This is a genomic window from Flavobacterium sp. UBA6135 (assembly GCF_002428305.1).
Classification (GTDB): Bacteria; Bacteroidota; Bacteroidia; order Flavobacteriales; family Flavobacteriaceae; genus Flavobacterium.
This window is the reverse complement of record NZ_DIVJ01000048.1, coordinates 51,829-70,197: the sequence shown is the minus strand read 5'-3', so window position 1 is coordinate 70,197 and position 18,369 is coordinate 51,829. Positions and strand designations below refer to the sequence as shown.

Annotated in this window: 18 protein-coding genes; 14 read left to right on the top strand and 4 right to left on the bottom strand. The window is 32.9% G+C overall.

What is annotated here, in order from left to right; genetic code table 11:
* Window positions 1-29: 29 nt before the first annotated feature.
* Window positions 30-659, bottom strand: coding sequence for a response regulator transcription factor (locus tag B3L86_RS11880; protein ID WP_291119389.1), 630 nt, complete (start codon window positions 657-659; stop codon window positions 30-32).
* Between the two features lie 102 nt (window positions 660-761).
* Entirely contained in the window at window positions 762-1,580 is an 819-nt protein-coding gene (gene nadE / locus B3L86_RS11875; RefSeq protein ID WP_291119386.1) for an NAD(+) synthase, read from the bottom strand.
* Window positions 1,581-1,686: 106 nt separating this feature from the next.
* On the opposite strand from nadE, the gene gldB reads away from it, so the two are divergent.
* Window positions 1,687-2,652 carry a gliding motility lipoprotein GldB gene (gldB, locus tag B3L86_RS11870; protein ID WP_291119383.1) on the top strand — a complete coding sequence of 322 codons (966 nt, stop codon included), beginning with the start codon at window positions 1,687-1,689 and terminating at the stop codon, window positions 2,650-2,652.
* The gene (gldC, locus tag B3L86_RS11865) at window positions 2,652-2,984 is read left to right on the top strand and encodes a gliding motility protein GldC (protein WP_291119381.1); all 333 of its coding nucleotides are present in this window, start codon (window positions 2,652-2,654) and stop codon (window positions 2,982-2,984) included. The genes gldB and gldC overlap by 1 nt, the downstream gene beginning before the upstream one ends.
* On the opposite strand, the gene yihA is transcribed toward gldC, so the two are convergent.
* Both yihA and B3L86_RS11855 read right to left on the bottom strand, forming a co-directional pair.
* Window positions 2,981-3,598, bottom strand: a complete 618-nt coding sequence (yihA, locus tag B3L86_RS11860) for a ribosome biogenesis GTP-binding protein YihA/YsxC (protein ID WP_291119379.1) — start codon at window positions 3,596-3,598, stop codon at window positions 2,981-2,983. The two genes, gldC and yihA, sit on opposite strands and share 4 nt — an antisense overlap.
* Window positions 3,599-3,629: 31 nt before the next feature.
* Window positions 3,630-4,394 (bottom strand): alpha/beta fold hydrolase, encoded by a 765-nt coding sequence (locus tag B3L86_RS11855; protein ID WP_291119376.1) that lies wholly within the window; start codon window positions 4,392-4,394, stop codon window positions 3,630-3,632.
* A 396-nt stretch (window positions 4,395-4,790) separates the two neighbouring features.
* Between B3L86_RS11855 and B3L86_RS11850 the strand changes: the two genes are divergently transcribed.
* From B3L86_RS11850 to ftsA, 12 genes are read left to right on the top strand one after another with little or no spacing between them, the layout of a single operon-like run.
* Window positions 4,791-5,264, top strand: a complete 474-nt coding sequence (locus B3L86_RS11850; protein ID WP_291119373.1) for a division/cell wall cluster transcriptional repressor MraZ — start codon at window positions 4,791-4,793, stop codon at window positions 5,262-5,264.
* On the top strand, window positions 5,239-6,162 hold the full coding sequence (rsmH, locus tag B3L86_RS11845) for a 16S rRNA (cytosine(1402)-N(4))-methyltransferase RsmH (RefSeq protein ID WP_291119370.1): 924 nt from the start codon (window positions 5,239-5,241) through the stop codon (window positions 6,160-6,162). Before B3L86_RS11850 ends, rsmH begins: the two co-directional genes overlap by 26 nt.
* On the top strand, window positions 6,152-6,475 hold the full coding sequence (locus B3L86_RS11840; RefSeq protein WP_291119368.1) for an FtsL-like putative cell division protein: 324 nt from the start codon (window positions 6,152-6,154) through the stop codon (window positions 6,473-6,475). The genes rsmH and B3L86_RS11840 overlap by 11 nt, the downstream gene beginning before the upstream one ends.
* Before the next feature lie 10 nt (window positions 6,476-6,485).
* A complete protein-coding gene (locus tag B3L86_RS11835) occupies window positions 6,486-8,480 on the top strand; it encodes a penicillin-binding protein (RefSeq protein WP_291119366.1) in 1,995 nt (664 codons plus the stop codon).
* Window positions 8,477-9,940 carry a UDP-N-acetylmuramoyl-L-alanyl-D-glutamate--2,6-diaminopimelate ligase gene (locus B3L86_RS11830; protein WP_291119363.1) on the top strand — a complete coding sequence of 488 codons (1,464 nt, stop codon included), beginning with the start codon at window positions 8,477-8,479 and terminating at the stop codon, window positions 9,938-9,940. Before B3L86_RS11835 ends, B3L86_RS11830 begins: the two co-directional genes overlap by 4 nt.
* Before the next feature lie 6 nt (window positions 9,941-9,946).
* Window positions 9,947-11,173, top strand: coding sequence for a phospho-N-acetylmuramoyl-pentapeptide-transferase (gene mraY / locus B3L86_RS11825; protein ID WP_291119360.1), 1,227 nt, complete (start codon window positions 9,947-9,949; stop codon window positions 11,171-11,173).
* 1 nt (window position 11,174) lies between these two features.
* On the top strand, window positions 11,175-12,506 hold the full coding sequence (gene murD, locus B3L86_RS11820) for a UDP-N-acetylmuramoyl-L-alanine--D-glutamate ligase (RefSeq protein WP_291119357.1): 1,332 nt from the start codon (window positions 11,175-11,177) through the stop codon (window positions 12,504-12,506).
* Between the two features lie 14 nt (window positions 12,507-12,520).
* Window positions 12,521-13,831 carry an FtsW/RodA/SpoVE family cell cycle protein gene (locus B3L86_RS11815; protein ID WP_291119354.1) on the top strand — a complete coding sequence of 437 codons (1,311 nt, stop codon included), beginning with the start codon at window positions 12,521-12,523 and terminating at the stop codon, window positions 13,829-13,831.
* A 4-nt stretch (window positions 13,832-13,835) separates the two neighbouring features.
* The gene (gene murG / locus B3L86_RS11810) at window positions 13,836-14,927 is read left to right on the top strand and encodes an undecaprenyldiphospho-muramoylpentapeptide beta-N-acetylglucosaminyltransferase (protein ID WP_291119351.1); all 1,092 of its coding nucleotides are present in this window, start codon (window positions 13,836-13,838) and stop codon (window positions 14,925-14,927) included.
* Complete coding sequence (murC, locus tag B3L86_RS11805) at window positions 14,928-16,280, top strand: UDP-N-acetylmuramate--L-alanine ligase (RefSeq protein WP_291119348.1); 1,353 nt, start codon at window positions 14,928-14,930, stop codon at window positions 16,278-16,280.
* The gene (locus tag B3L86_RS11800; protein ID WP_291119345.1) at window positions 16,264-16,989 is read left to right on the top strand and encodes a cell division protein FtsQ/DivIB; all 726 of its coding nucleotides are present in this window, start codon (window positions 16,264-16,266) and stop codon (window positions 16,987-16,989) included. The genes murC and B3L86_RS11800 overlap by 17 nt, the downstream gene beginning before the upstream one ends.
* An 8-nt stretch (window positions 16,990-16,997) precedes the next feature.
* Window positions 16,998-18,347 carry a cell division protein FtsA gene (gene ftsA, locus B3L86_RS11795; protein ID WP_291119343.1) on the top strand — a complete coding sequence of 450 codons (1,350 nt, stop codon included), beginning with the start codon at window positions 16,998-17,000 and terminating at the stop codon, window positions 18,345-18,347.
* Window positions 18,348-18,369: the final 22 nt, after the last annotated feature.

Sequence of the window (18,369 nt, the reverse complement as noted above, 5' to 3'; positions counted from 1 at the left end):
AAGACCTCAATTTGAGGTCTTTTTTGTCATTAAACTATTTCTAATGTTTTTGCTTTGTTAACTAAATCAACTAGGTTGGTTACATTCAATTTGGTGAGTAATCGCAATTTATAAGTACTGATGGTTTTTTCATTCAATCCTAAAATTTTAGAGATTTCATTGTTTTTCTTTCCATCACTTAAAAAGCGAAGCACTTCAATTTCGCGATTAGATAGTTTTCTATACAAACGCTCGCTTTTGTTTTGCTTTGCAATCAAAGCCAAATTTTTCTTTACAGTATCACTGTAAATAATTGCTCCATGGCTAACTTTTATAATTGTATTACCTAAAGTTTCCAATTTTGATGTTTTGTGTAAATAAGAAGAGACACCCGCTTTCAAAGCATTTGGTGCATAGATATTTTCAGATAAATTACTGAAAATTATAATTTTTGTACTTGGAAATTCCTTCAAAAGAAATTTTACCATGTTTAAACTGCTCAAACCCTCAAGTTCAAGATCTAAAATTAAAACATCTACGGGTTTGATTTTAAGTAAGTCTAAAATCATATTATAATTGCCCACATGGCCAACTAAACTGATTTCAGCATGATCCTTAAAATACGATTTAACCCCAAAGTGAACAACAGGTTGGTTGTCGGCTAAACAAACTTTAATCATAATAAGTGGTATTTTGGTTGAAATGATTAATTTTTTTAGGGCAGTTAAAGGTAACATAAATTTTTCATTTATGTAGTAAAAATGTTAAAAATTTTTACTTCTTTAGTAGGAAAATTTGATTTTATTAGGGATTTCACAAACTGGAATAGGTCTCATTTTGTGTTGATTAGCCGAATTTAATCGTTTAAAAATTAAAAAAACTTCTTTTTCTCTTCCCGAGAAATCTGTTGTTTTTTTGCCTTCAGTGTCTTTATTCATTGCCCACTCCAATTCGTCATAGCTAGCCCCAAGTTGGTCTTCATCAGTTCTACTATCTCCAAACAAACCATCAGTGGGTTGTGCTTTTAGAATTGAATTAGGTACTTTTAAAAACGCCCCCAATTTATAAACTTCAGATTTCATTAAATCTGCAATAGGACTTAAATCAACACCTCCATCTCCGTATTTTGTATAAAAACCTACACCAAAATCTTCAACTTTGTTTCCTGTACCTGCAACTAAAAGGCCATGAATACCTGCAAAATAATATAAAGTTGTCATTCGCAATCTTGCACGGGTATTTGCGAGCGTTAATTGGTGCTGAGGATGATTTTCAAAATCAGGTAAATCATTTTTTAAAGTTTCAAATACATTTGTTAAATCAACATTGAGGCTTTCAACATTTGAAAACCTGCTTTTGAGTTGTTGAATGTGCTCTCTTTTTCTGTCAACATGGCTTTGAGCTTGATGAATCGGTAATTCAAGACATAATGTTCGCAAACCTGTTTGAGCACATAGTGTAGAAGTAACCGCACTATCGATTCCTCCCGAAACGCCTACAACAAAACCATTTACTTTTGCGTTAATGGCATAGTCTTTTAGCCAATTTACAATGTGTTGGTTGATTTTTTCAATAGCAAGAGTAGTATTTTTAGGGGTCATTTGTTTAGGTGTCATTTGAGCATTGTATATTTGCAGCGTCAAAAAAGTTTTTGTAAAAATAAAAAATCCAATTGATAAAAGGCTTTAACACTTTATTTTTTTAAACATGCCAAAGTATATATTTTTAGTGATTCTTTTTTCAGTTTTTGTTTCGTGTAATAAAAAATCAGCTTTTGAAAAAGAAATTGAATTGTTACCAGTTGATTTGAAAATTGAACGTTTTGATAAGATCTTATATGAAACACCTATTTCAGAATTTAAGTCTATGCGTTCTAAGTATGCTGTTTTTTTTCCTGAAGAATATCATGATAGTGTTTTTGTCGATAAAATTCAAGATCCAATTTATAGAGAATTATATGATGAGGTTCAGAAAAAGTATAGTGATTTCTCTTCGGTTCAAAATGAAATTGAAGATTTATACCGTCATATAAAATTTTATTTTCCTGATTTTAAAATGCCGTCAAAGGTAATCACTTTGATCAGTGAAATGGAATACCAAAATAAAGTTATTTTAACGGATAGTATAATGTTGTTGTCCATTGATTTATACTTAGGGAAAGACCACAAATTCTATATCAATGAATTTCCTAGTTATTTCTGTCAAACATTTGAACGGTCACAAATTTTGCCGGATATTGTTTCTGAATTTTCAACAAAAGTTACTACTCCTGCACGTGATAGAATGTTTCTTTCTCAAATGATTTATTATGGAAAGGAGCTTTATTTGAAAGATATTTTATTGCCGGAATATGCCGATAATGATAAAATAGGATATACTAAAGAACAACTAGAATGGTGTGAAGCCAACGAAAATTATATGTGGCTAAACTTTATTCAAGAAGCTTATCTTTATAGTACGGACTTAAAATTAGTGCATCGATTTATTGCTCCGGCACCTTTTTCAAAATTCTATCTTGATATTGATAATGAATCTCCAGGTCGTGTTGGCATATGGTTAGGTTGGCAAATCGTGCGTTCGTTTATGAAAAACAATGATGTATCTTTGCAGCAATTATTAGCTATGGATGCTAAAGAGTTATTTGAATTATCCCGATATAAACCAAAAAAATAATGGCAACTAAACAATCTGAAATAAAACTTTCTATAGAATTAGACGAAAATCAAGTTCCTGAAAAACTTCAATGGACTGCAGAAGATGGTGGTGTGGTTAATCAAGAATCAAAGGCGATACTCTTGTCAGTTTGGAATAATCAAGAAAAGCAAACCATGAAAATTGATTTGTGGACAAAAGATATGCCTGTGGATGACATGAAACGATTTTTTTACGAGACTTTAGTCGCAATGTCAGATACCTATGAAAGAGCCACAACCGATACAAAAATGGCTGATACTATGCGGGATTTTTGCGAATATTTTGCTGAAAAATTAGAATTGAAAGCTTAAAAAGTATTTGACTTAAAAAACTGCTGATTGATATCATCAATAAATTCTAAAATGTTTTCTTTACCAACAGCTTCGGTTGAAGAAGTGATAAAATATTGAGGCATTTCTTCCCAACCATTGGCTAAAACTTGTTTCACATATGCAGAAACATGTGAGTCAATTTTGGTTTTGCCAATTTTATCGGTTTTTGTAAAAACAATACAAAAAGGAACTTCAGTTACGCCAAGATAATTTATGAATTCCAAATCAATTTTTTGGGCCTCATGTCTGATATCAATTAAGACAAAAGCACAAACCAATTGTTCTCTTTTCTCAAAATAATCAGTAATGAATTTTTGAAAAATTTCTTTTGTTTTTTTAGAGACTTTTGCATAACCATAACCGGGTAAATCAACCAAAAACCAATTGTTGTTAATTTTAAAATGATTAATCAATTGTGTTTTTCCGGGTCTTGAAGAGGTTTTGGCTAAGTTTTTATGATTAGTCAACATGTTGATTAATGAGGATTTCCCAACATTAGAACGTCCAATGAAAGCATATTCCGGAAGCGGATCTTTCGGACATTTGCTTACTTCGGAATTACTAATTATAAATTCAGCTGTATTTATTTTCATGGTATAAAAAAAATCCCTTTTGTCAAGGGAATTATAAATTTGACTTTTTTAACCAGTCAAAAAGCAATCGGTTAAATTCGTCCGGATGTTCCATCATAGCGGCATGACCACATTTATCAATCCAATATAAATCTGAATTGGGTAAAAGGCGATCAAATTCTTCAGCTACTTCTGGAGGTGTTACTTTATCATTCTTACCCCAAATAATGCAAGTTGGTGTAGTCATTTTTGGCAAATCTTTTGCCATATTGTGTCTAATGGCACTTTTTGCAATTGTCAATGTTTTGATAAGTTTAATTCTATCATTAACCGTATTATAAACATCATCAATAATTTCTTTTGTTGCAATATTTGGGTCATAAAAAACATCTTCTGCTTTTTTGCGGATGTATTCATAGTCACCTCGTTTTGGATAACTATCACCCATCGCACTTTCATAAAGACCTGAACTTCCTGTAATTACAAGACCGGCCATTTTTTCAGGATACATTTTTGTATGATACAAAGCAATGTGACCTCCTAGTGAATTTCCTAATAATATTACTTTATCATATCCTTTGAATGTGATGAAGTCTTTTACATATTTTGAAAAAGCTTTCACATTTGTTTTTAGAATATTTTGTGTATAAATAGGTAGTTCAGGAATTACAACTTTGTAGCCTTCTTTTGGGAAAAAAGTAGCCACTCCGTCAAAATTACTTAGACCTCCCATTAAACCATGTAAAACGATTATTGGAGTTCCTTCGCCTGCTTCAAAATAAGAGTATTTCCCTTCTTTTTTAAAGTTGTCTTTCATTAAAAAATGATTATTCAATTCCTCACAAATATAAGATTTTATAGATTAAAATGAATTTTTCAAAAATTTAATTTATCAAAGAGTTTTCCTTTTTTTAAAATTTTATCTTAACAATTACTAAAAAGCATGAAATCAACATTTTATTGATTTTTATTGCTGTTTTTTAAAACGGCATTTCCTTGAATTATTTTCATCAAAATCAGCTTTTTGGCTTTTTTATTATTGCAAACCTTTTCTTTTTTCATGCTTCGTTAAGAAAATCTTAAAAAATTGTGTCTCTGCAATTTAGCCTGAATTTGGTTAAAGTGGTAAAACTTATCAACAAAGTGGTAATTTGTGGTAATTTGTGGTAAAATATTTTTATTTTTGCTAGGTATAGACACAAAACGTTTTGAGGTGAACAGTATAATCGGAACATATGAATGTAAAGTTGATGCTAAAGGGAGGCTGCTATTGCCGGCTCCTTTGAAAAAGCAATTGGCGTCATCATTACAAGAAGGTTTTGTGTTGAAGCGTTCTGTTTTTCAGCCGTGTTTGGAGCTTTATCCAATGGCTGAATGGAATCTGTTGATGAATAAAGTTAACAAACTAAATCGATTTGTTAAAAAGAACAATGATTTTATACGACGTTTTACGGCAGGTGTAAAAGTGGTTGAAATTGACAACTTAGGAAGATTGTTGATTCCTAAAGATTTAGTAGTATTTGCTTCGGTAAAAAAAGATTTGGTTTTGTCTTCGGCAGTAAACATTGTGGAGATATGGGACAAAGATTTATATGAGAAATCAATTGATGATGCCACAGTTGATTTTGCAGATTTGACAGAAGACGTAATGGGAAATGTAAATGATGACGATAATGGAATATCATAATCCGGTTCTATTGAAAGAATCCATTGATGGATTAAACATCAATCCTGATGGGGTTTATGTTGATGTAACATTTGGTGGAGGTGGTCATTCCAAAGAAATTTTGAAAAGATTGAGTCCAAAAGGCAAATTGTTTGCATTTGATCAAGATCAAGATGCTTGGGAAAACACTTTGAATGATGAGCGTTTTTGTTTAATAAAAGAGAATTTCAGGTATCTCAAAAATTTTTTACGATTTCAAGGCATAAAATCGGTTGATGGAATTTTAGCAGATTTAGGGGTTTCATCTCATCAATTTGATGTGGCAGAAAGAGGTTTTTCAACCCGATTTGATGCAGAATTGGATATGAGAATGAATCAAAAAGGAGATTTAAGTGCTTTTATGGTGGTGAATAATTATGATGAAGCGGCTTTGAAACGATTGTTTTTTGATTTTGGAGAATTGAAAAATGCAGGGGCAATTGCAAACACAATTGTTATAGCTAGAAAAGAGCATCCCATAAAAAACACGGAACAATTAAAGCATGTGTTGGGCAGATTCTTACCAGCACATAAAAGCCATAAAATTTTAGCTCAAATATATCAAGCCATAAGAATTGAAGTGAATCAAGAAATGGAAGTTCTGAAAGAATTTTTAACACAAGCACTTGAGGTTCTAAAACCAGAAGGAAGGTTAAGTGTAATTTCTTATCATTCTTTAGAAGACCGATTAGTAAAGCGGTTTATAAAAAATGGAATGTTTGAAGGTGAACCGGAACGTGATTTTTTTGGAAATTTTTCAGTGCCGTTAAAACATGTTGGTAAACTGATTGTTCCGAGTGATGAGGAAATAAGGGTGAATAATAGAGCAAGAAGTGCAAAACTTAGAATAGCTGAAAAAAAAGGCATAAATGAAAAGTAGTGTTTATAACATATTAAAAGCTCGATTTCTGGTCAATGAAGATGCGTCAAAGAGCTGGAAGTTTATAGTTTTTTTGATTGTTTTAGCCATGTTAATGATTAATAACATTCATCGGTATGAAAAAAAGGTTTTCAGAACAGTTGAATTGACAAAAGAAGTAAAAGAATACCGATCAGAATTTGTAGACAGGCGTTCAGAATTAATGAAACTGAAAATGGAAAGCACCATTTCTGAAAAAATGGAAAAACGAGGGATAGTGCCGTCAACCGTTCCTCCAAAAAAAATAAAAGTAGTAACTCAAACCAATAATTGAAAATTTAAAAATGGAAGCAAACGATAAACATATCTTATATAGGATGTATCTGACTGCTTTTGTTGTTTTAGTTTTAGCTATTGCTGTGGCTGTAAAGCTTACTAACATTCAGGTTGTTGAAGGTGAACATTACCGAAAATTAGCAAAAGAAAGAACAGTTAAAAATTTTGTAATTCCTGCAAACAAAGGAAATATTTATTCTTCAGATGGTAGTTTATTGGCTACATCAATTCCAAATTATAAAATCCGATTTGATGCTGTGGCTCCAAATCAAGATGATTTCAATCAAAATTTACAACCACTTTGTGATTCCTTATCTGTTATGTTAGGGAAACCAAGTCAATATTTCAAATCTGAATTATTAAAAGCAAGGTCAACCAAAAATAGGTATTATTTGGTAGCCAGAAGTTTGAGTTACACGCAATACATGCGAATTAAAAGCTTTCCACTCTTTAATAAAGGACCTTATAAAGGTGGCATTATTACAGAGCAAAGAACAATCCGTGAGCATCCCATTGGTTTGATTGCAGAACGAACCATTGGATATGAAAGAGTAACGCCAAACGGAACTCCTGACGGTAAAGGTATTGAATGGGCATTTAAAGATTATTTAAACGGCAAAGATGGAAAACGTTTAATGCAAAAAATGTCCAAAGGACAATGGAAGCCAATTCGTGATGAAAACGAAATTGAACCACAAGACGGTTATGATGTCATTTCTACAATTGATGTTTATATGCAAGACATTGCTCATCATGCTTTGTTGAAACAATTACAGTATTATGAAGCCGATCATGGCTGCGTGGTTGTTATGGAAACAAAAACCGGACATGTTAAAGCAATTTCAAATTTAGGAAGAGATAAAAACGGCAACTATTCTGAAACGATAAATTATGCGATTCAAGAATCTCATGAACCGGGTTCTACGTTTAAAATATTGGATTTATTAGCACTTTTTGAAGATAAAAAAGCGGATACAAATACAGTTTATGATTCAAACGGAGGTGAAATTACATATTACAACAGAAGAGTTCGTGATTCTAAAAAAGGGGGTTACGGAAAAATATCTTTAGCAAGAGGGTTTGAATTGTCATCCAATACCATTTTAGTTCAAGCAGTTTACGATAATTATAAAAATAACCCAAAAGCATTTGTAGGTCATATAAATAGAATGAAATTAAATGAACCTTTAGGATTACAAATTGCCGGAGAAGGAAAACCAATTATGCCTCAACCAGGTGCTAAAAATTGGTATGGAACAACATTACCATGGATGGCTTATGGATATGGAGTTTCTATGACGCCACTTCAAACGTTGACCTTATATAATGCTATTGCAAATGATGGTGAAATGATAAAGCCTTTGTTTGTAAAAGAAGTTAAAGAGTGGAATAAAACAATTAAAACTTTTGATAAAGAAGTAATTGTATCTCAAATAGCCTCAAAAGAAACAATTGATAAAGTGAAAGTGGTTTTGGAAAACGTTGTAAAACGCGGAACAGGTTCAAAACTATATTCTAAAGATTTTTCAATGGCAGGAAAAACAGGAACCGCTCAAGTTGATTATGCAAACAAAGCAAACCTTTATTATGCTTCTTCATTTGTAGGTTATTTTCCAGCTGATCAACCTAAATATTCTTGTATAGTTGTCATTCATAAACCTAGTACAACAAAAGGATATTATGGTGCTGATGTTTCCGGACCGGTTTTTAAACGAATTGCTCAAAAAGTATTTACAGATGTGCCTTCAACCAATGAAGTTAGAGAATCTGATAAATCAAATAAGCTTCAAGACGCCAATTTTGAAAAGTATTATACGCTAATCAACAAAGAGAACAAAACCATACCAAATGTTGTGGGAATGGCAGGCATGGATGCTGTCGCATTGTTTGAAAATCTTAAAATGAAAGTAAAAATTATTGGACAAGGTAAAGTGAAAAAACAATCCATTCATCCGGGAGAACCTTTGCAACAAAATAAAATTATAATCCTTGAATTGTCATGATGCAACTAAAAGACATATTATATAAAGTAAGCATTGAGGCGGTTAAAGGAACCACCGATTTGGAGGTAAACAAACTTGAATTTGATTCCAGAAAAATAACCTTCAATGATGTGTTTGTTGCCATTGAAGGAACTCTTTCAGATGGACATGATTTTATCAAAAATGCATTAAATCAAGGAGCTGTTGCTGTGATTTGCAACAAATTTCCTGATATGATTGTAAATGGAGTTACCTATATTCAAGTGAAAGACACCAATCTTGCTTTGGCATTAATGGCTTCAAATTATTATGGAAATCCTTCAAAAAATTTAAAATTAATTGGTATAACCGGAACAAATGGAAAAACAACCATTGCTTCATTGTTGTTTCAATTGTTTAAAAACGCGGGTTTTAAAGTCGGGTTGCTTTCCACCGTTAAAATTATGGTTGATGAAACAGAGTACAAAGCAACACATACAACTCCGGACTCATTGACCATAAATTATTATTTGGACGAAATGAATAAAGCCGGTGTTGCTTATTGTTTTATGGAAGTAAGTTCGCACGGCATTCACCAAAAAAGAACTAAAGCTTTACATTTTGCCGGAGGTGTATTTACCAATTTATCTCATGATCACTTAGATTACCACGCTTCTTTTGCTGAATATAGAGATGTGAAAAAATCATTTTTTGATGAATTATCAAAAACTGCTTTTGCCATCAGTAATGTTGATGACAAAAACGGAAGTTTTATGACTCAAAACACGTCGGCTAAAAAAGTGAGTTATGCTTTAAAATCCTATGCTGATTATAAGGCAACAATTCTTGAAAATCAATTGAGCGGCTTGCTTTTAAAAATTAATGAAAATGAAGTTTGGGTAAAATTAATTGGGGCTTTTAATGCCTACAATTTATTGGCAATTTATGCAACAGCTGTTGAACTTGGATTAGATAGTTTTGAAGTATTGCGATTGGTTTCCAACTTAGAAAGCGTTTCGGGAAGGTTTCAATTTTTTATCACAAAAAATAAAATCACCACCATTGTTGATTATGCTCACACGCCAGATGCATTAGAAAATGTGTTGGAGACTTTGAACGAAATCAGGACTAAAAACGAACAATTGATTACCGTTGTTGGTTGCGGCGGTGATAGAGATGTAACCAAGCGACCCATAATGGCAAAAATTGCTACTGCAATGAGTGACAAGGTTATTCTAACCTCAGATAATCCAAGAAGTGAAGATCCGATTGATATTATCCAACAAATGGAAAAAGGCGTGGAACTTCATAATCAAAAAAAGACATTAGCAATTGTTGATAGAAGCCAAGCAATTAGAGTGGCATGTCAATTAGCCAATTCAAATGACATTATTCTTATTGCCGGAAAAGGTCATGAAAATTACCAAGAAATAAAGGGTGTTAAATATCATTTTGATGATATGGAAACAGTAAAAGAAGTTTTAAATCAACTTGATAAATAAAGGCCTATGTTATATTATCTATTTGAATTCTTAGACAAATCAACAAATCTTCCGGGAACAGGAGTATTTCAATACATTACTTTTCGTTCAGGTATGGCGGTGCTTTTGTCACTTTTGATATCTACCATTTTCGGAAAGAAAATCATCAATTTTTTGAGAAATCAACAAGTTGGTGAAACTGTGAGAGAACTTGGTCTTGAAGGTCAAACTCAAAAAGCAGGTACGCCAACAATGGGTGGTTTGATTATCATTTTGGCAACTTTAATCCCAGTTTTGTTATTGGCAAAATTAGACAACATTTATATTGTTTTGTTAATAGTTACAACGCTTTGGATGGGAACAATAGGGTTTATTGATGATTACATTAAAATCTTCAAAAAAGATAAAGAAGGATTAAAAGGGAAGTTTAAAGTCATTGGTCAAGTTGGATTAGGATTAATAGTTGGTTCTGTTTTATATTTTCATCCTGGTGTTACCGTTAGAAAAGACACGCAAAGAACAAATATTTTACAGACTGCAGAATCAGGGATTTCTCAAGTGGGTTTAGAAGAGAAATCAACAGCAACAACAATTCCATTTTTTAAAAATAACGAATTTGATTATGCTGAAATCATATCCTTTTTCGGTGATGGTTTTCAAGATTATGCTTGGTTAATATTTATACCGGTCGTGATATTTATCATTACAGCCGTATCAAACGGAGCAAATTTAACAGACGGTATTGACGGATTAGCAGCAGGAACTTCGGCTATTTCTGTGCTCACATTAGGGATTTTTACATTCGTTTCAGGTAATATCATTTTTTCCAATTACCTCAATATTATGTATATCCCAAACTCGGGTGAAATGACGGTGTTTATTTCCGCTTTTGTAGGAGCTTTGATTGGTTTTCTGTGGTATAATAGTTATCCGGCGGCAGTATTTATGGGTGATACAGGAAGTTTAACTATTGGCGGAATCATAGCCGTTATTGCAATTGCAATCCGAAAAGAACTTTTAATTCCGGTTATCTGTGGCATTTTCTTGGCAGAAAATTTATCAGTGGTTTTACAAGTGAGTTATTTCAAATATACCAAAAAGAAATTCGGCGAAGGCAAACGAATTTTTCTCATGTCTCCTTTACATCATCATTATCAGAAAAAAGGATATCATGAAAGTAAGATTGTTACTCGGTTTTGGATTGTTGGAATATTGCTGGCCATTCTTTCAATTGTAACCCTAAAATTAAGATAAGATGCGATTGGTAATTTTAGGCGGAGGCGAAAGTGGAGTTGGAACCGCAATTCTCGGAAAGAAAAAAGGGTATGATGTGTTTCTTTCTGATTTTGGAAAGATTCAAGAAAATTATAAAGAAGTTCTGACGCTTAACGGCATTAAATGGGAAGAATCAAAGCATACAGAATCAAAAATTTTGAATGCTGATGTTGTGATGAAAAGTCCGGGGATTCCGGATAAAGTTGAAATTGTAAAAAAATTAAAGGCTTTAGCCATTCCTGTTATTTCAGAAATTGAATTTGCATCACAATTTACCGATGCTATAACCATTGGAATTACTGGAAGTAACGGAAAGACCACAACAACAATGCTAACATATCATCTACTAAAATCAGGGGGATTAAATGTAGGTATAGCTGGAAATATTGGTAAAAGTTTTGCATGGCAAGTGGCAGATGAAAATTATGATGTTTATGTGTTGGAGTTAAGTAGTTTTCAATTGGATGGAATAATCAATTATAAACCACATATCGCTATTATCACAAACATAAGTCCCGATCATTTAGATCGCTATGAATACAAGTATGAAAAATATATAAATTCTAAATTTAGAATAACAAAAAATCAAACGTCAGAAGATTATTTAATCTATGATGCCGATGATCAAGAAATTCAAAACTGGCTTTTAAACAACAAAACTAATGCTCAATTGATTCCTTTTTCGCTATTAGTCAAAAATCAAAAAGGAGGCTATTTAAATCAAAACACTATGGAACTTTACATCAACGAAGAAGAATTTACAATGGAAACAAAATCCATTGCTCTTGAGGGGAAACACAACATGAAAAATGCAATGGCAGCTGCTTCAGTAGCTCAATTAATGCGAATCAGAAAACAAACTATTCGCGAAAGCCTTTCCAATTTTCAAGGTGTTGAACACCGCTTAGAGAAAGTTCTAAAAATTCAAAACGTGCTGTATGTAAACGACAGTAAAGCTACTAATGTGAATGCTACCTTTTTTGCCCTAGATAGTATGAACACACCAACAGTTTGGATTGTTGGGGGTGTTGATAAAGGAAATGATTATTCTGAATTGATGCCTTTAGTTCGTGAAAAAGTGAAAGCAATTATTTGTTTGGGTGTTGACAATAAAAAAATTATTGATGCCTTTGGAAATGTGGTAGATGTAATGGTTGAGGTGGGAAGCATGAACGATGCGGTTAGAACAGCTCAACATTTAACTGAAAAAGGAGATACTGTTTTGTTATCACCTGCTTGTGCAAGTTTTGATTTATTTGAAAATTATGAAGACAGAGGCCGTCAATTTAAACAAGCAGTTAGAAATTTATAGTCATTTTATAAATTATGAAAACAATTTTAAAACACATAAAAGGAGATAAAGTTATTTGGGCATTGGTTGCTCTCTTGGCTCTGTTTTCGTTTATGCCTGTTTTTAGTGCGAGTAGTAATTTAGCTTATGCCGGACACGGAACCGGAAATACACTTGGTTACTTGGTAAAACACTTAATTCACGTGTCATTAGGGTTTTTTGTCATTTATCAAATTCATAGAATTCCCTATCATTATTATAGAAGCATATCCCGATTTTTATTACCGTTTATTTGGATTTTATTAGCTTATACCTTGTTTTTTGGGGTGGAAAAAGGAAATGCCAGACGATGGGTTGAAATTGGCGGTATTTCATTACAGCCTTCAACGTTTGCATTTATTATTCTTATGGTTTTTGTGGCTCGTTATTTGTCAAAAACACACAAAGAACCAATCACATTCAAATCGTCTTTTGTTGATTTATGGATTCCGGTGGGACTAACATTGATATTAATCTTACCGGCCAATTTTTCTACGGCAGCCTTTATGTTTATGATGGTTTCCATGTTGGTTTTTATTGGAAAATACCCTTTGAAGTATCTTGGAATAATATTTGCCTCAGGATTGTTGTTGCTAATTTCATTTATTGGAGTTGCCAAAGTTTTGAAAGCAGTTAATCCTGATAAAGTCCCTCATATTTTTGAACGTGTTGAAACTTGGGAAAACAGAATTACAAGATATTCAGATAATTCAGTTAAAGATCCTGACGAGGTTTATCAAATTGAAAGAGCCAAAACCGCCATTGCAACAGGTGGAATTTATGGATTAGGACCCGGAAAAAGCGTGCAGAAAAATTTCTTGCCCCAATCATCATCAGATTTTATTTATGCAATAATTGTAGAAGAATTTGGTTTGGTAGGAGGGTTTGCTATTCTTGGAATTTATCTTTTATTACTTTTTAGAATCATTGTTACAGCTCAAAAAGCAAATACACTTTTTGGACGATTAGTGGTGGTTGGTTTAGGTTTTCCTATTGTTTTTCAAGCCATGATAAACATGGGAGTTGCAGTTGAATTACTGCCAACAACAGGACAAACTCTACCTTTAATTAGTAGTGGAGGGAGTTCAATCTGGGTAACGTGTTTAGCCATAGGAATCATTTTGAATGTTACTAAAAAAGACGAAGAGATTGCTGCAGAAAATGCAGATAAAGCAAAAAGAGATGCTGCTCTTCAAAAATTGATAGAAAAGCAAATCAAAGATGATGAAGCGTCTGAATCTGATGTAAAAGAAGGTGAGGATTATTCCATTGAAGATAATCCAATGAATGCGGTGTTAAATAAATAATGGAATGAAGAAACTGAAATTCATAATTAGTGGCGGCGGAACGGGTGGACATATCTATCCGGCCATTGCTATTGCTGATGAATTGAAGTTAGAGTTTCCCGATTGCGAAATTTTGTTTGTGGGTGCAAAAGATAAAATGGAGATGCAAAAAGTACCGCAAGCAGGTTATGAAATAAAAGGGTTGTGGATATCCGGAATTCAACGAAAATTAACGTTTGACAATGTGTTATTTCCGTTGAAATTATCTCAAAGTTTATTGAAATCACTGCGAATAGTAAATGATTTCAAGCCTAATGTAGTGATAGGAACCGGCGGATTTGCGTCCGGCCCTTTATTAAAAGCCGCATCTGTTCTTGGAGTACCAACGGTAATTCAAGAGCAAAATTCCTATCCGGGAATTACCAATAAATGGTTGAGTAAAAAAGCCAATCGGATTTGTGTAGCTTATGAAAATTTGGAACGTTTTTTTCCAAAAGATAAAATTGTTTTAACAGGAAACCCGGTTCGTCAGGATTTGATTTCTTCAGAAGGAAATAGAGAAGAAGCAATGCAATATTTTTCCCTGAATCCTTCAAAAAAGATACTCTTAATTTTGGGAGGAAGTCTAGGAGCGCGACGAATTAACCAACTAATTGCAAAAGAAATTGATGCAATTTTAGGCTTCGGTGTTCAAGTTTTTTGGCAATGCGGAAAATTGTATTTTGAAGAATACAAACATTTTAACGAAAGAGAAGATGTTACTGTTGTTGCGTTTATTGATAGAATGGATTTGATTTATTCAGCAGCTGATTTTGTTGTTTCAAGAGCAGGAGCTTCATCGGTTTCAGAATTGTGTTTGGTGGGAAAACCAATAATTTTTATACCATCTCCCAACGTTGCCGAAGATCATCAAACCAAAAATGCAAGAGCAATTGTTGATAAGCAAGGAGCTTTGCTAATTGAAGAAAAAAATCTGGAGATGGAATTTCAAAAACAATTGAATTCATTGTTTTCTGATGAATTATTACAGAAGGAATTAAGTGCTAATTGTAAAAAATTAGCCAAACCGAATGCAACTAAAGAAATTGTTGCAGAAATAAAAAAATTAATTACATAAATGAATCTTAATCAAATACATAATGTTTTTTTCATAGGTATCGGAGGCATCGGAATGAGTGCAATTGCACGCTATTTTCATTCTATTGGAAAAAATGTTTCCGGTTATGACAAAACAGCAACATCGCTTACAGACGATTTGATTGCGACCGGAATGAATATTCATTTTGAGGATGCAATCAGTTTAATTCCAGTTGATTATTTTGTAGAAAACACTTTGGTGGTTATAACTCCTGCAATTCCGGTGACACATTCACAATGGAATTATTTTATGGAGCGAGATTTTACCATTAAAAAAAGAGCTGAAGTTTTAGGAATTATTACCAAAGATACTTTTTGTTTTGCAGTTGCCGGGACTCACGGAAAAACAACAACTTCCAGTATTTTAGGTCATATAATGTATGAAAGTGGAGCAGATGCTACTTCCTTTTTGGGAGGAATTGTAGAAAATTACAACACCAATTTAATTGGAAACGGAAAATCAATAACAGTAGTTGAAGCCGATGAGTTTGACAGGTCATTTTTACATTTACATCCTGATATGGCCTGTGTGACTTCAATGGATGCAGATCATTTAGATATTTATGGCGATTGTGCCTCAATTGAAGCTTCTTTTGTTGAATTTGCCAATAAAATTCAAGATAAATCAAGATTATTTGTTCCTATTGGTCTTCCTTTATCGGGAACCACCATCGGAATTAATGAAAATGCAGATTTTCAAGCTTTAAATATAAGAATTGAAAATAGTGCTTATGTTTTTGATATAAAAACTCCAACAGATTATATCTCGGGCGTAAAGTTTAAACTACCCGGAAAACATAACTTGATGAATGCATTAATGGCTTTTTCAATGGCAAATTCGTATGGAATATCTAGAGAAAAAATTGTGAATTCATTAGCATCATTTGCCGGAATTAAAAGGCGATTTTCCTACCAAATTCAACAAGAAAATTTAATTTATATTGATGATTATGCTCATCATCCAACAGAAATTGAAGCGGTTCATAATGCTGTTAGAGAGTTGTATCCAAACAAAAAAGTTGTAGCTGTTTTTCAACCGCATTTATATTCAAGAACTCGTGATTTTATTGATGGTTTTGCAAAAAGTTTGCAAGTTTTTGACGAAATAATTTTATTAGATATTTATCCGGCTCGAGAATTGCCAATTGAAGGAGTTACTTCTTCTTGGTTGTTGTCTAAAATTATTAATTCCAATAAAAAAATTGTACAAAAAGACGAATTGTTGCAGGCATTAGTAATGAGTGACGCTACAGTTTATGTTACAATTGGAGCAGGTGATATAGGTGAATTAGTAGATCCAATTAAAAAAGCATTGTATGAAAAAACATTTTAACTGGACCAATTTGCGTTTGTTGCTGGTTTTAGGATTGGTTGTATTTCTTTTTGCCTTTTCTACAAAGCGAAATGAACAACGAAAATTAACAAAATCTATAGTAGAATTTGTTGGAGAAGACCAACTTTTTGTAACTCATGAAACGGTTAATAAATTGTTAATAGAAAATAAAAAAGATGCTTCAGCTATTAGGAAAGTTGCGTTAGATTTGAATAGTTTGGAATTTGCCATAAATCAGCATGACATGGTTGAGAAATCTCAAGTCTATGTTAGTATTGATGGCGTCTTAAAAGCAGTAGTAAAACAAAAAACGCCAATAGCTAGAGTTTTTAATGCTAATGAGTCATACTATATTGATTATGAGGGAACAAAAATGCCGTTATCAGACATTCATTCAGCAAGAGTTCCACTAATTTCAGGCATGAATAGTCAAGACGAATTGTCTCAACTGATTGATTTATTACGGCATATTTATGATTCCGAATTTTTGAAAAAAAACATCATTGGAGTTCAAATATTGCCAACAGGTCAGTTGATGATGAAGAATAGAAACTTTGATTATGTGATTGATTTTGGAAAATCGTTAGCTTTTGAAGATAAATTTAAAAATTACGAAGCTTTTTTTTACAAAGCAATTCAAGATAGTTCGATATATCAATACAAAAAAATTGATTTGAAATATTCGCAACAAGTGGTTTGCACAAAATAACACGAAGTATGGAAAAACAAAACATTGCAGTAGGTTTAGACATTGGTACAACAAAAATTGTAGCAATGATTGGCAAGAAAAATGAATACGGAAAACTTGAAATTTTAGGTGTTGGTAAATCTAAAAGTTTAGGAGTACATCGTGGTGTGGTGAATAATATTACACAAACCATACAATCCATCCAAGCGGCAATAACAGAAGCTGAAGAAAAATCAGGTTATAGCATCAAAGATGTTGTGGTTGGAATCGCAGGTCAACACATTAGGAGTATTCAGCATAGCGATTACATTAGTAGACCTAATCCTGATGAAGTGATTGGCGATAAAGATATTGAACAATTAATCAATCAAGTTCATAAATTGGCAATGCTTCCGGGTGAAGAAATTATTCACGTTTTACCTCAAGAATTTAAAATTGATGGTCAATCTGAAATCAAAGAACCTATCGGAATGTATGGTGGTCGATTAGAAAGTAGTTTTCATGTGGTTGTTGGTCAAGCAGCTTCCATTAGAAATGTTGGTCGATGCATTCAAAGCTCCGGAATTGAATTGTCAGGATTGACATTAGAACCATTAGCTTCGGCCGATGCTGTTTTGAGCCAAGAAGAAAAAGAAGCAGGTGTGGCTTTGATTGATATTGGTGGTGGAACAACGGATTTGGCAATTTTTAAAGATGGAATTATCAGACATACAGCCGTAATTCCATTTGGCGGAAATGTCATCACAGATGACATCAAAGAAGGTTGCTCTATTATTGAAAAACAAGCGGAGTTGTTAAAAGTGAAATTTGGCTCTGCTTGGCCGGGAGAAAATAAAGACAACGAGATTGTCTCTATTCCTGGATTAAGAGGCCGTGATCCAAAAGAAATTTCATTAAAAAATCTTTCAAAAATAATCAACGCAAGAGTAGTGGAGATTATTGAGCAGGTTTTTGCTGAAATCAAAGCCTATGGTCATGAAGATCCAAGAAAGAAATTAATTGCCGGAATTGTTTTAACCGGAGGTGGTGCACAATTAAAACACATCAAACAATTGGTTGAATATATCACCGGAATGGACACAAGAATTGGTTATCCTAATGAACACTTGGCCGGAAATTCTGATGAAGAAATTTCAAGTCCGTTATATGCTACTGCTGTTGGTTTAGTGATGAACAGTATTGGAAACAATTCAAAAAGTGCCGTGCCAATGTGTGAAATGGAACAACCGGTAAAATTTGAAGTAAAAAAACAAGAAGAAAGTATTCCTGAAGCCCCAAAATCAGAAATAAAAGAAGAAACGACTGAAGGTAAAATCAAACGTTCCTTTTTTGACAAGTATGTAGAAAAAATAAAAGAATTTTTAGACAACGCTGAATAGCCTGAAATTCAAAAATTGTTTT

Bases quoted from the DNA above. Each gene is read 5' to 3' on its own strand.
- ftsA (WP_291119343.1), top strand. From the start codon at position 16,998: ATGGAAAAACAAAACATTGCAGTAGGTTTAGACATTGGTACAACAAAA.
- murC (WP_291119348.1), top strand. From the start codon at position 14,928: ATGAATCTTAATCAAATACATAATGTTTTTTTCATAGGTATCGGAGGC.
- B3L86_RS11855 (WP_291119376.1), bottom strand. From the start codon at position 4,394: ATGAAAGACAACTTTAAAAAAGAAGGGAAATACTCTTATTTTGAAGCA.
- B3L86_RS11840 (WP_291119368.1), top strand. From the start codon at position 6,152: ATGAAAAGTAGTGTTTATAACATATTAAAAGCTCGATTTCTGGTCAAT.
- B3L86_RS11800 (WP_291119345.1), top strand. From the start codon at position 16,264: ATGAAAAAACATTTTAACTGGACCAATTTGCGTTTGTTGCTGGTTTTA.
- B3L86_RS11815 (WP_291119354.1), top strand. From the start codon at position 12,521: ATGAAAACAATTTTAAAACACATAAAAGGAGATAAAGTTATTTGGGCA.
- murD (WP_291119357.1), top strand. From the start codon at position 11,175: ATGCGATTGGTAATTTTAGGCGGAGGCGAAAGTGGAGTTGGAACCGCA.
- gldB (WP_291119383.1), top strand. From the start codon at position 1,687: ATGCCAAAGTATATATTTTTAGTGATTCTTTTTTCAGTTTTTGTTTCG.
- mraY (WP_291119360.1), top strand. From the start codon at position 9,947: ATGTTATATTATCTATTTGAATTCTTAGACAAATCAACAAATCTTCCG.
- gldC (WP_291119381.1), top strand. From the start codon at position 2,652: ATGGCAACTAAACAATCTGAAATAAAACTTTCTATAGAATTAGACGAA.
- rsmH (WP_291119370.1), top strand. From the start codon at position 5,239: ATGATGACGATAATGGAATATCATAATCCGGTTCTATTGAAAGAATCC.
- B3L86_RS11835 (WP_291119366.1), top strand. From the start codon at position 6,486: ATGGAAGCAAACGATAAACATATCTTATATAGGATGTATCTGACTGCT.
- B3L86_RS11880 (WP_291119389.1), bottom strand. From the start codon at position 659: ATGATTAAAGTTTGTTTAGCCGACAACCAACCTGTTGTTCACTTTGGG.
- murG (WP_291119351.1), top strand. From the start codon at position 13,836: ATGAAGAAACTGAAATTCATAATTAGTGGCGGCGGAACGGGTGGACAT.
- B3L86_RS11830 (WP_291119363.1), top strand. From the start codon at position 8,477: ATGATGCAACTAAAAGACATATTATATAAAGTAAGCATTGAGGCGGTT.
- nadE (WP_291119386.1), bottom strand. From the start codon at position 1,580: ATGACCCCTAAAAATACTACTCTTGCTATTGAAAAAATCAACCAACAC.
- yihA (WP_291119379.1), bottom strand. From the start codon at position 3,598: ATGAAAATAAATACAGCTGAATTTATAATTAGTAATTCCGAAGTAAGC.